Annotated in this window: 11 protein-coding genes; 8 read left to right on the top strand and 3 right to left on the bottom strand. The window is 60.2% G+C overall.

The genetic code is table 11. The features are described from left to right. Positions 1-66 precede the first annotated feature (66 nt). Positions 67-1716, bottom strand: a complete 1650-nt coding sequence (locus KGB14_RS09015) for an acyl-CoA dehydrogenase family protein (protein WP_223485783.1) — start codon at positions 1714-1716, stop codon at positions 67-69. Between the two features lie 75 nt (positions 1717-1791). Next, on the bottom strand, positions 1792-4170 hold the full coding sequence (locus KGB14_RS09010; protein WP_223485780.1) for a hybrid sensor histidine kinase/response regulator: 2379 nt from the start codon (positions 4168-4170) through the stop codon (positions 1792-1794). A 358-nt stretch (positions 4171-4528) separates the two neighbouring features. Between KGB14_RS09010 and KGB14_RS09005 the strand changes: the two genes are divergently transcribed. The 4 genes from KGB14_RS09005 to KGB14_RS08990 all read left to right on the top strand — a co-directional run bounded on the left by KGB14_RS09005 (position 4529) and on the right by KGB14_RS08990 (position 8048). After that, positions 4529-5326 (top strand): hydroxymethylpyrimidine/phosphomethylpyrimidine kinase, encoded by a 798-nt coding sequence (locus tag KGB14_RS09005; protein WP_030129523.1) that lies wholly within the window; start codon positions 4529-4531, stop codon positions 5324-5326. 18 nt (positions 5327-5344) lie between these two features. Beyond that, a complete protein-coding gene (gene thiE / locus KGB14_RS09000; RefSeq protein ID WP_223485778.1) occupies positions 5345-5968 on the top strand; it encodes a thiamine phosphate synthase in 624 nt (207 codons plus the stop codon). A gap of 17 nt (positions 5969-5985) precedes the next feature. Beyond that, positions 5986-7269, top strand: a complete 1284-nt coding sequence (gene hemL, locus KGB14_RS08995) for a glutamate-1-semialdehyde 2,1-aminomutase (RefSeq protein ID WP_223485776.1) — start codon at positions 5986-5988, stop codon at positions 7267-7269. A 224-nt stretch (positions 7270-7493) separates the two neighbouring features. Further along, the gene (locus tag KGB14_RS08990; RefSeq protein WP_223485774.1) at positions 7494-8048 is read left to right on the top strand and encodes a tetratricopeptide repeat protein; all 555 of its coding nucleotides are present in this window, start codon (positions 7494-7496) and stop codon (positions 8046-8048) included. 139 nt (positions 8049-8187) lie between these two features. On the opposite strand, the gene KGB14_RS08985 is transcribed toward KGB14_RS08990, so the two are convergent. Then, entirely contained in the window at positions 8188-8517 is a 330-nt protein-coding gene (locus KGB14_RS08985; protein WP_007894425.1) for a DUF1820 family protein, read from the bottom strand. 134 nt (positions 8518-8651) lie between these two features. Between KGB14_RS08985 and miaB the strand changes: the two genes are divergently transcribed. The 4 genes from miaB to KGB14_RS08965 all read left to right on the top strand — a co-directional run bounded on the left by miaB (position 8652) and on the right by KGB14_RS08965 (position 12532). Continuing rightward, complete coding sequence (gene miaB, locus KGB14_RS08980) at positions 8652-9980, top strand: tRNA (N6-isopentenyl adenosine(37)-C2)-methylthiotransferase MiaB (protein ID WP_223485772.1); 1329 nt, start codon at positions 8652-8654, stop codon at positions 9978-9980. A 203-nt stretch (positions 9981-10183) separates the two neighbouring features. Beyond that, positions 10184-11200: a PhoH family protein gene (locus tag KGB14_RS08975; RefSeq protein WP_223485770.1), complete on the top strand. Its 1017-nt coding sequence runs from the start codon at positions 10184-10186 to the stop codon at positions 11198-11200. Continuing rightward, on the top strand, positions 11193-11687 hold the full coding sequence (gene ybeY, locus KGB14_RS08970; protein ID WP_223485768.1) for an rRNA maturation RNase YbeY: 495 nt from the start codon (positions 11193-11195) through the stop codon (positions 11685-11687). Before KGB14_RS08975 ends, ybeY begins: the two co-directional genes overlap by 8 nt. 5 nt (positions 11688-11692) lie before the next feature. Next, a complete protein-coding gene (locus KGB14_RS08965; protein ID WP_187678832.1) occupies positions 11693-12532 on the top strand; it encodes an HlyC/CorC family transporter in 840 nt (279 codons plus the stop codon). The last annotated feature ends 13 nt before the right edge of the window (positions 12533-12545 follow it).

Genomic DNA, 12545 nt, shown 5'->3' with positions numbered 1-12545 from the left:
GACATTGAAGTCGACTGTCACGCCGCTATCGCGAGCAGGCTCGCTCCCACATTGGCTCGGTGTCAATCACAACCCTTGCGGGGTCGAGCGAGCCACAATCGCTTCCACATCCAGCCCGCGTGGCAATGTTCCATACACCCGGCCGGCCGAGCCGAGGCGGCTGGCGATGAAGGCATCGCTGACCGCTGTGTTACCAGCCTCCAGCAACAACTTGGCCTGAAGGGCCAAGGCGATATCTTCGGTGAGCTGACGGGCGCGGTATTGAATGTCGCCAGTGTCCTTGAACGCCGCCTGCAATTGGCTGATGTGCGTGGCCAGACGTTTATCGCCATGACCATTGCCCAATTCGCTGAACAGCACATCGAGCACACCCGGCTCTTTCGACAGCGCGCGCAACACGTCGAGGCATTGCACGTTGCCGGAACCTTCCCACGTCGAGTTGACCGGGGCCTCACGGTACAGTCGCGGCAGGATGCTTTCCTCGACATAACCGGCGCCGCCCATGCATTCGGCAGCCTCATTGATCATCGCGGGCGCGCGCTTGCAGATCCAGTATTTGCCCACCGCCGTCACCAGCCGGGCGAATTTCGCTTCGTGGTCGTCATCCAGATGATCCAGCGCCCGGCCCATGCGCAGGCTGAGTGCGAGGGCGGCTTCGCTTTCCAGGGCCAGGTCGGCCAGCACGTTCTGCATCAAGGGTTGTTCACTGAGCAGCTTGCCGCCTACCTTGCGGTGGGCGCAGTGATGACTGGCCTGGGTCAGCGCCTGGCGCATCAGCGCGCTGGAGCCGACCATGCAATCGAAGCGGGTCATGGCGACCATTTCGATAATGGTCGGAACGCCCCGGCCCTCTTCGCCGACCATCCACGCCAGGGCCCCACGGAACTCCACCTCGCTGGAGGCGTTGGACCAGTTGCCGAGTTTGTTCTTCAGCCGCTGTATGTAGAACTGATTGCGCGTGTCGTCCGGGCGATGGCGCGGCAGCAGGAAACAGGTCAACCCTTTGTCAGTCTGGGCCAGGGTCAGGAAGGCGTCACACATCGGCGCCGAACAAAACCACTTGTGGCCCACCAGTTCATACGCCTGACCGGGACCGCTGGCACCGACCGGATAAGCCTTGGTGGTATTGGCCCGCACATCGGTGCCGCCCTGTTTCTCGGTCATGGCCATGCCGATGGTGACCCCGGCCTTGTGGGCCATGCCGACGTTGCGCGGGTCGTATTCGGTGGCGAGGATTTTCGGCAACCATTGTTCGGCAAGGTCCGGTTGCAGACGCATCGCCGGCACACTGGCGAAGGTCATGGTCAGCGGGCAACCACTGCCGGCCTCGGCCTGGCTGTGCAGGTAACTCATGGCGGCGCGGGCGACATGGGCGCCGGACTGCGGGTCGGTCCAGGGCAACGAGGTCAAACCGTGCGCGACCGCGGTACGCATCAACTCGTGATAGGCCGGGTGAAACTCCACCAGGTCGATGCGATGACCATAACGGTCATGGCTGACGAACACCGGTTTGTTCTGATTGGCCGCAAAACCCGCCTCCATCAGCGGCCCGCCGGCCAATGCGCCGTAAGCGTCGATCCGCGACTCGGCCCAACCGGCATCGAAACGCCGCGACCACTCCTGCAACGGCAGGTCGATGCGATAGAGGTTCGTGCCGTCCAGCGACGGTGGCTGGTTGGTGACTTCGTGGGTTTCGGCGAACTGATGCAGGTTCATGACGGGGCTCCTTTGGTCAGCCAAGGGACTTTCAGTTAAGCACCGCCCCGAGGTTGAACAAAGTGGCATATCTGCCTAACTGTCGGCGCTTTCGCCTTGCCCTGGACAGAGCACCCGCCGATAGAGCGCCGCCTGCAAATCTTCGAATTTCACCGGTTTGTTCAGGTAGTCGACCGAAGTGCCGCCAGGGCAGCAGGCTCGGTCCGCGCTCAGGGCAATCATGAACACGGGTAATTCGGCGTAACCCGGCAAGGCGCGGATCCGGCTGCAGATCGAGGCACCGTCCAGTGGCGGCAGCTGACAGTCGAGCAGCACCGCATCAACGGTTTCACGCTGCAAGTGATCAAGCGCAGCGATGCCACTGTCGGCGGTGCGCACCCGGAACCCCAGCTTGAGCAACATGCCACGCATCACCAATTGATTGATGCCGTTGTTATCGACCAGCAACACCGTGCAGTCCTGAGGCAATCGCAGGCCGGCGGCTTGCCGGGTGATCGAGGGCTCGGATTCCACCACCGGCAGCTCGAACTCGACATCCAACTGAAAGCGACTGCCGCGACCCGGTTCCGAGCGGTGGCTCAGGCGCCCGCCAAGCAATTCGACCAGTTGCCGACAGATCGCCAGGCCAACCCCCAGACCACCGTATTCACGGGTCATCGAGCCGTCGAGCTGGAAGAAGCGCTGATACAACGTGGCCGCCCCCAAATCGGTAAAGCCAATGCCGGTGTCGATCACCGCAAAGGACAGCGCCAGCCGCTCGGGCTCCACCGGTTTGCCCGTCACCCGTAGCGCCAACCCACCGACCCGGGTGAATTTGATCGCGTTATCCAGCAGGCATTCCAGGCATTGCGTCAGCTTGCTGCTGTCGCCGTGCAAACGATCCGGCAGCCCGGGCGTTATTTCGACCTTGAAGTCCAGCGACTTGCTCGACGCATTGCCATCGAACTGCACGCGCAGAGCCTCGACCACGCTGCGTAAACTGAACGTGGCCGGATAGACCTTGAGCTTGCCGGCCTGCAATTCGGTCAGGGTGAGGATGCCGTTGACCATGCGCATCATGTCCCGCGCCGAACCGGCGGCCGTTTGCTGATATTGCTCCAGCTCAGGGTTCATCTCGACGGTCTGCATCAGCTCCAGCGAACCGATCACACCGTTCATGGGCGTGCGCAATTCATGGGTCAGGGTGGCGAGGAATTCGTCCTTGAGCTTGTTACTGTGAGCCAGTTGCTGGTTCAGTACTTCAAGCTTTTGACCGGCATCGAACAACGTCTGTGCCTGTTGCTCACGCATGGAGTTGATGCGATCGGCCAGGGCCAGGGACAGCAGCGCCACTTCGATCGCCGAGCCGATCTGGCTGGCGTACATGGTCAGGAACACGTTCGGCAAATAACCCAGCACCATCATCGTGTTGACGATGCCACCGAGCAGGAACGCCGACCAGGCAATGATGAAATACCGCGCCACCCGCAATCCGCGCCACCAGGCGAAAATCCCGGCGGCGAAAATCACTATGGTAAAGACCAACGCCAGCATCGTCGCCAGACGCAAGGCCAGGGCGTAACTGGTCATCAATGACAACCCGACCACCAGCGCACTGAACGCAATCAGCCCCAGCAACAATCGGTCGAGCCAGCGACTGTGGGTGGCCGTCTGCAAGAAGCGGCGGGCGAACTGGCTGCCGAACAACCCTGAACAGCCGATGAAAAACGGCGTCGCGGCGTTGGCCCACCAGGGATTGTTCGGCCAGAAATACTCCACTGCCGCGCCATTGACCGACAGCTGATACAAACCGAACGAGGCGATATAGACGATGTAATAGAGGTAGCTGGTGTCGCGCACGCTGAGGAAGATGAACAGGTTGTAGACCAGCATCCCCAGCAACACGCCATAAATCAGCCCCAACACGTAGAGCCGGATCGGCTGCTCTTCGAGGTAAGCGGTGCTCGACCACAAGGTGACGGGCGCCTGAACCGACCCATCGCTTTGCAGACGCAGGTAAACGGTTTGCGCCTGCTCGGGCGTGAAGTTCAGATTGAACAGGTAGTTGTTCTGGCGGATCTCGCGACTGGCGAACGGCAACGCATCGCCGGTCTGTCGGACCAGTTGATAGTCACCGCCAGCGTCGGGCAAATAGAGATCAAGGTGATCGAGGGGCGGATAGGCCAGCTCCAGCAGCCAGGTCCGTTGCACCGCAGGGTTGGTCGGACGGTATTGCAGGTCGATTTTCAACCAGAACGCCGAACGCGAATAACCGGCGTTGAGGGTGGCTTTATCGTGGAGCTTGAAGTGTCCGGCCGCAGCTTGCGCACGAACATCAGCGATAGTCGCCTGACCGCCCGCGTCTTCATAAATCTGCATCGTTCGACCCAGGGGAAGGCTCTGGGTGAACTCGTCGAATTCGACGGCGCTCGCCAGGAGGGGCAAGCACAACAGCAACATCAGCAAATAGCGCATTTAAGCCCCAGCGTGGCCTGTCCGGTTCTGTCAGGAAGCCCCCCATTCCTTTTGAGTAGACGTAAAACCGGTATTACCTGTTATTGGTTTGGATCCACTCTAGCATAGCCGTTGGTGGCCATTGAACACCATTGAAATTTTTCCTACAAAGGCTCTAGAACAAGCGTTCCAGCTCTATATATTGAGTTAGAGCTGTAGGCTTGGTCAGGTGCCTGCGCGTGCGCCAGAAAAGATCGCAGCCTTCGGCAGCTCCTACAGGTGTACACAAAACTTTGTCGGCGCTGCCGAAGGCTGCGATCCTTTGATCTTTCCAGCACTCGCATACCGAAAAACATGTTTGGTGGTAAGCTCGCGCACCATGAATATCTACAGCTCTCGCCCCGTTGTCCTCTGTCTCTCCGGCCACGACCCAAGTGGTGGCGCCGGCTTGCAGGCAGATATCGAAGCCCTGCTCGCTCAGGGTTGCCATGCGGCTCCGGCCGTCACCGCCCTGACCGTGCAAGACACCGTCAACGTCACTGACTTTCGCGTTCTCGACCGCGAGTGGGTGCTGGCCCAGGCCAACGCTGTGCTCAACGACTCCGAAGTCGCCGCCGTCAAACTGGGCATGCTCGGTTCCCTGGAAATGGTCGACACCGTGGTCGAACTGCTCTCGGCGCACCCGCATTTGCCAGTGGTCTGCGACCCGGTGCTGCGCGCCGGTGGTGGCGGACGACTGGGCAAGGACGAAGTCGGCTACGCCATGCGCGAGCGCCTGCTGCCGCTATCGATCATTGCCACCCCCAACCTTCCCGAAGCCCGCATCCTCGCCGAACTGCCCGAAGGCACCGCGGACGAATGCGCTGAAAAACTCCTGCCGTTCGTCAAACACCTGCTGATCACCGGCGGCCATGGCGATGAACACGAAATCCACAATCGTCTGTACAGCCGCGACGGTCGCCGCGAAACCTTTACCTGCCAGCGCTTGCCCGGCAGCTATCACGGCTCCGGATGCACGCTGGCCAGCGCCCTCGCCGGTCGCCTGGCGCAGGGCGAACACCTCGTCAGTGCCGTACAGAGCGCGCTTGACTACACTTGGCGCACCCTGCGTGATGCGGAACAACTGGGCAAAGGCCAGTTCGTACCGCGCCGCCTGCCGCTGGATTTCTGTTCGTAACGCCATGAGGCTTGTCCGATGAAACTACGTGGCCTGTACGCCATTACCGACAGCCAGTTACTGGCCGGTAAATTTCTTTCGTACGTGGAGGCGGCGCTCGAAGGCGGCGTCACCCTGTTGCAGTACCGCGACAAAAGCAGCGACGAGGCCCGCCGCCTGCGTGAGGCCGAAGCCCTGCGCGACCTGTGCGAACGCTACAAGACCCAACTGATCATCAACGACGACGCCGAACTGGCCGCGCGCCTGAACGTCGGCGTACACCTGGGCCAGACCGATGGCCCGCTGATGCCGGTTCGGGCATTGCTCGGTCGCCAGGCAATCATCGGCTCGACCTGCCACGCGCAACTCGAACTCGCCGAACAAGCCGCCAAAGAAGGCGCGAGTTATGTCGCCTTCGGCCGCTTCTTCAATTCCAACACCAAGCCCGGCGCGCCGGCCTGCAGCCTCGAACTGCTCGACCAGGCCCGCAGCAAACTGCACCTGCCGATCTGCGCGATCGGCGGCATCACCCTGGACAACGCCGCCCCGCTGGTGGCCCACGGGGTCGATCTGCTGGCGGTGGTCCATGGCTTGTTTGGCGCCGACAGCACGGCTGAAGTCACGCGCCGTGCCCGCGCCTTTAACGAATTGTTCAAATCCTGATTTTTGAGAGCCCGATCATGTCTCGTTCCGAAACCCTGTTTGCCAATGCCCAAAAACACATCCCCGGTGGCGTGAACTCGCCGGTTCGCGCGTTCAAGAGCGTTGGCGGTACGCCGTTGTTCTTCAAACACGCCGAAGGCGCCTACGTCACCGACGAAGACGACAAGCGCTATGTGGATTACGTCGGTTCCTGGGGGCCGATGATTCTTGGCCACAGCCACCCGGACGTGCTGAACGCGGTGCGCAAACAGCTGGAACACGGCCTGTCCTACGGCGCCCCGACCGCGATGGAAACCGAGATGGCCGACCTGGTCTGCTCGATCGTGCCGTCGATGGAAATGGTGCGCATGGTCAGCTCCGGCACCGAAGCAACCATGAGTGCCATCCGTCTGGCCCGTGGTTTCACCGGTCGTGACAGCATCATCAAATTCGAAGGCTGCTACCACGGTCACTCCGACAGCCTGCTGGTCAAGGCCGGTTCCGGCGCCCTGACCCAAGGCGTGCCGAGCTCGGCCGGTGTACCGGCGGCATTCGCCAAACACACCCTGACGCTGCCGTTCAACGACATCGATGCGGTAGAAACCATGCTCGCCGAAGTCGGCCAGGATGTGGCATGCATCATTGTCGAGCCCGTCGCCGGCAACATGAACTGCGTACCGCCAGCGCCAGGTTTCCTCGAAGGCCTGCGGACCCTGTGCGACAAACACGGCGTGGTGCTGATTTTCGACGAAGTGATGACCGGTTTCCGCGTCGCCCTCGGCGGTGCGCAAGCCCATTACGGCGTCACGCCGGACCTGAGCACGTTCGGCAAGATCATCGGCGGCGGCATGCCGGTTGGCTGTTTCGGCGGCAAACGCAACATCATGGAGCAAATCGCACCACTGGGACCGGTCTACCAGGCAGGTACGTTGTCGGGTAACCCGCTGGCGATGGCGGCGGGCCTGACCACTCTGCGCCTGATCAGTCGTCCGGGCTTCCACGCCGAGCTGAGCGATTACACCAGCCGCCTGCTCGACGGCCTTCAACAGCGCGCCGATGCCGCCGGCATTCCGTTCGTGACCACCCAGGCCGGCGGTATGTTCGGTCTGTATTTCAGCGGCGCCGACGACATCGTGACCTTCGATGACGTGATGGCCAGCGATGCCAAGCTGTTCGGGCGGTTCTTCCACCTGATGCTCGAAGGTGGCGTGTACCTGGCGCCAAGTGCCTTCGAAGCCGGCTTCACCTCGATTGCCCACGGCGAAACCGAGCTGAAACTGACCCTGGATGCCGCCGAACGCGCATTCGCCGCACTGAAATAAAGCTGCGACGCTGACGTTGGCGATTGCCAGCGTCAGCTTTCACCTACATTCGCGCCATTTTTCCTACTCATCTGCCAATAATCCCCCGCAAAGTGGGCGATATAATCCCCGCGCAGCAGAAAAACGAGTAAAGACTTTGTAAGGTTGGCCTCGCTTATTTCATAATGCGCGCTTATTGGATCCCTCGACGGGTCCGCGCGCCCCTCAGAGGTAAGTCGATTCCCATGAACCGCACCGGCCGCACCCTTGCACTGGGCTGCCTGTTGCTCCTTCAGCCCCTGCTCGCGCTCGCACAAGCAGGCGGCAACTCGTTGTTGATCCCGGCGATGGGTCGCTGCACCCTCAATACTCAGCCACAAGACCTGACGCAAGCGCTCGCCGCCTGTCAGAAAGCGTCGGATGAAGGGGATGCGCAAGCGCAATACGAGTTGGGTGAGTTCTATTACGAAGGCAAAAACGCGCCGCGCGACCTCAATCAAGCCCTGAGCTACTTCGAAAAAGCCTCGCTGCAAGGCCACGCCCAGGCGCAATTCAAACTCGGCACCATGTTTTTTCACGGCGAAGGCGTACCGGCCAATAACGTTCAGGCCTATATCGTGCTGAAAATGGCCGCGGTCAATGGTGCCGAAGACGCGCTGGACACTGCCGACGAAGTCGCCGAAAAAATGTCCCGCGAAGATCTGGAAGTCGCTACCCAGGTGCTGGGGCAAATTTTCCGTAAATACCTGATGGAATTGCAGAGCGCCGATGGGCGTACGCCGTTTTCGCCACTTCCCTGATTTCTGTGTTGTTCTGACTGCCCCAATCGCGAGCAGGCTCGCTCCCACAGTTGATCTGCGGCCTACACAAATATTGTGTTCACAGACGATCCATTGTGGGAGCGAGCCTGCTCGCGATTGGGGCGACTCGGTCTAAGGCTTACTTCTCAGGCATCGGCATCGGAAACGGCATGACATTGCCAACCGCGCCGCGGGCTTCGCTGATTTTCGGCGTGCCGAGGCGCTCGACCTCGTCGATGCGCACGATCGAATGCATCGGCACGAAACTGCGCACAACGCCCTCGAACTGAGCCTTGAGCTTCTCTTCACTCGGATCGACGACCACTTGCGTGCGCTCGCCAAAGACGAACTCTTCCACTTCCAGGAAGCCCCACAGATCACTTTGATAAATCTGCTTGGCGTACATTTCGTACACCTGGCCCTGATTGAGGAAAATCACCTTGTAGATTGGAGCTTCACGTTTGGTCATGGTGGGCGGGTAACACATCGGGGATAAAAATGAGGGCGCGAACTATAGCATAGCCACCAGACGCGCAGCGGTAGGAACCTTGGGACATGTTCCCTATAATGCGCGGTTCTTTGAATCACGTGAGACTGGGGTCCATGGCCAAGAAGCTTTACATCGAAACCCACGGTTGCCAGATGAACGAGTATGACAGCTCGCGCATGGTCGATCTGCTGGGCGAACATCAGGCCCTGGAAGTTACCGCCCGCGCTGAAGACGCCGACGTGATCCTGCTCAACACCTGCTCAATCCGTGAACGCGCCCAGGACCGGGTGTATTCCCAGCTCGGCCGCTGGCGCGAACTGAAACTGGCCAACCCGGACATGGTCATCGCCGTCGGCGGTTGCGTGGCCAGCCAGGAAGGCGCGGCCATCCGTGATCGCGCTCCGTACGTCGACGTGGTATTCGGCCCGCAGACCCTGCACCGCCTGCCGGAAATGATCGACGCCGCGCGCCTGACCAAGCTGCCGCAAGTCGACGTCTCGTTCCCGGAAATCGAAAAGTTCGACCACCTGCCCGAGCCGCGCATCGACGGGCCGAGCGCTTACGTGTCGGTCATGGAAGGCTGCAGCAAGTACTGCACGTTTTGCGTGGTGCCTTATACACGCGGTGAAGAAGTCAGCCGACCGTTCGACGATGTGATTGCCGAGATCATTCACCTGGCCGAAAACGGCGTACGCGAAGTGACCCTGCTGGGGCAGAACGTCAACGGTTATCGCGGCACCACTCACGACGGTCGCCTGGCCGATCTGGCGGAACTGATCCGGGTAGTCGCCGCCGTCGATGGCATCGACCGGATTCGCTACACCACCTCGCACCCGCTGGAATTTTCCGACAGCCTGATCCAGGCCCACGCCGATGTGCCGGAACTGGTGAAACACCTGCACTTGCCAGTGCAATCGGGCTCGGACCGGATCCTCGCCGCGATGAAACGCAACCACACCGCGCTGGAGTACAAATCCAAGCTGCGCAAGCTGCGGGCCGCCGTGCCGGGTATCTGCATCAGTTCAGACTTCATCGTGGGCTTCCCGGGCGAGACCGAAAAAGACTTCGAACAGACCATGAAGCTGATCGAAGACGTCGGTTTCGACTTTTCCTACTCGTTCGTCTATAGCCAGCGCCCGGGCACTCCGGCCGCCGATCTGGCCGACGAAACGCCGGAAGAGCTGAAAAAAGAACGCCTGAACGCCCTGCAACATCGCCTGAACCAGCAAGGTTTCGAGATCAGCCGACAGATGGTGGGTTCCATTCAGCGGATTCTGGTAACCGATTATTCGAAAAAAGACCCTGGCGAACTGCAGGGCCGGACCGAGAATAACCGTATCGTCAACTTCCGCTGCGACAATCCAACCCTGATCGGCCAGTTCGCCGACGTGCGCATCGATGCCGCGCAACCGCACTCGCTGCGGGGCTCGCTGATCCAATAATCACCACAAACCTGTAGGAGCGAGGCTTGCCCGCGAAGGCAGACTGACATTCAACCTATGAATCGTCTGTAATGCCGCCTTCGCGAGCAAGCTTCGCTCCTACAGGACGGTGATCGGCATTGCATATTTAAGAGCTTTCGCACCCAGGCGACTGGCGCTATCCTTTATTCATCATAATTGCCCCAGGGCGGCTAAATACGACCTTGAACGCACCCATAGAACCACATCGTTTTATCCTCGAGCCTTTTGAAGCTCGCCGCTTCGCCAATTTGTGCGGGCAATTCGACGAGCATCTGCGCTTGATCGAACAGCGCCTCGCTATCGAGATCCGCAACCGCGGAAACCAGTTCGAACTGATCGGCGAGCCCAAGCACACCACCTCCGCGGAAAACCTCCTGCGCCGCCTGTACCGGGAAACCAAGGGTACCGAGCTGTCGCCGGACATGGTTCACCTGTTCCTGCAGGAATCGGCCGTCGAGGAACTGGACAACCATTCCCCCGCCGAACCGTCCGTCGCCTTGCGCACCAAGAAAGGCATGATTCGCCCTCGCGGCTTGAATCAGCTGCGCTATGTGAAGGAAATCCTCGGTAACGACATCAACTTCGGCATCGGCCCGGCCGGTACCGGCAAGACCTATCTGGCCGTTGCCTGCGCGGTAGACGCGCTGGAACGCGAGCAGATTCGCCGCATTCTGCTGGTCCGTCCGGCGGTTGAAGCGGGCGAAAAGCTCGGCTTCCTGCCCGGCGACCTGTCCCAGAAAATCGATCCGTACCTGCGCCCGCTCTACGACGCACTCTACGAAATGCTCGGTTTCGAATACGTGGCCAAGCTGATCGAGCGCCAGGTGATCGAAGTCGCGCCGCTGGCCTACATGCGCGGTCGCACCCTGAACAACAGCTTCATCATCCTCGACGAAAGCCAGAACACTACCGTCGAGCAGATGAAGATGTTCCTGACCCGGATCGGCTTTGGCTCCACGGCAGTCATCACCGGTGACATTACCCAGGTCGACCTGCCGAAAGGCACCAAGTCCGGGCTGCACCATGTGATCGAAGTCCTGAAAGACGTGCCGGGTATCAGCTTCACCCACTTCATGCCCAAGGACGTGGTGCGCCATCCGCTGGTGCAACGCATCGTCGAAGCCTACGAGCGCTTCGAAAATCGCGTAGCCGACGAACCGGCGAAGTTCTCCTCCAAGGACACCCGCCCCGATGCTTGAGCTTGATCTGCAACTGGCTACCGAAGCATCTGCCCCAAGCGAAGCCGAGTTCCGCCAATGGTGCGAACTGGCCCTGCGCCAGCGCACTGCCGACTCCGAAATGACCATCCGTTTGGTCGACGAAGAGGAAGCCCGCGAACTGAACTCCACCTGGCGGCAAAAAGACTACGCCACCAACGTTTTGTCGTTCCCGGCCGATGTCCCCGATGAGTTTCTCGATATTCCCCTGCTGGGCGATCTGGTGATCTGTGTAGCGGTGGTCGAGCGCGAAGCGGCCGAACAAGGCAAGGAATTAAAGGCCCACTGGGCGCATCTGGTCATTCACGGCTGCTTGCATCTGCTTGGTTACGACCATATAGATGACGAGGAAGCCGAAGAAATGGAAGCACTGGAACGAACGTTGCTTGCAGAATTGGGTCATCCGGACCCTTATGCGGACGACGAAACAGACACATCCCCTATCGTTACAACAAAGGATTCAGAGTAATCGCTATGAGCGAAGATCGATCGAGCAACGGGCAGAAGTCATGGCTGGGTAAGCTCACCCAGGCTTTTGCCCACGAGCCGAAGAACCGCCAGGAGCTGCTGGAGCTGCTGCGCGATGCACACCAAAACAAGTTGCTGGACAGCGAGGCGCTGGCCATTGTCGAAGGCGCCATCCAGGTTGCGGACCTGCAAGTACGGGACATCATGGTCCCGCGTTCGCAGATGATCAGCATCAAGGCGACCCAGACACCTCGCGAGTTCCTGCCGGCCGTGGTCGACTCGGCCCACTCCCGCTATCCGGTGATCGGCGAAAGCCACGATGACGTGATGGGCGTGTTGCTGGCCAAGGACTTGCTGCCGTTGATCCTCAAAGAGAACGGTGACAGCTTCAACATCAAGGACCTGCTGCGTCCGGCCACATTCGTGCCCGAGTCCAAGCGCCTGAATGTGCTGCTGCGCGAGTTTCGCGCCAACCACAACCACATGGCCATCGTCATTGACGAATACGGCGGTGTGGCTGGCCTTGTGACCATCGAAGACGTGCTGGAACAAATCGTCGGCGACATCGAAGACGAGCATGACGTCGAAGAAGACAGCTACATCAAGCCGCTGCCCAGCGGGGACTTCCTGATCAAGGCCCTGACGCCGATCGAGAACTTCAACGAGTTCTTCGACAGCGAATTCTCCGACGACGAATTCGACACCGTCGGCGGTTTAGTGATGAGCGCGTTCGGGCACTTGCCAAAGCGCAACGAAATCACTGAAATCGGCGCCTATCGCTTCCGCATCCTGAACGCCGACAGCCGTCGGATTCACTTGCTGCGTCTGTCACCTATCGCCCGGTAATTCTAAGGATTGA

It is taken from the genome of Pseudomonas sp. A-RE-19, from assembly GCF_019956555.1.
In the GTDB taxonomy this organism is placed as follows: Bacteria; Pseudomonadota; Gammaproteobacteria; order Pseudomonadales; family Pseudomonadaceae; genus Aquipseudomonas.
This window is presented reverse-complemented; position numbering and strand designations above follow the sequence as displayed.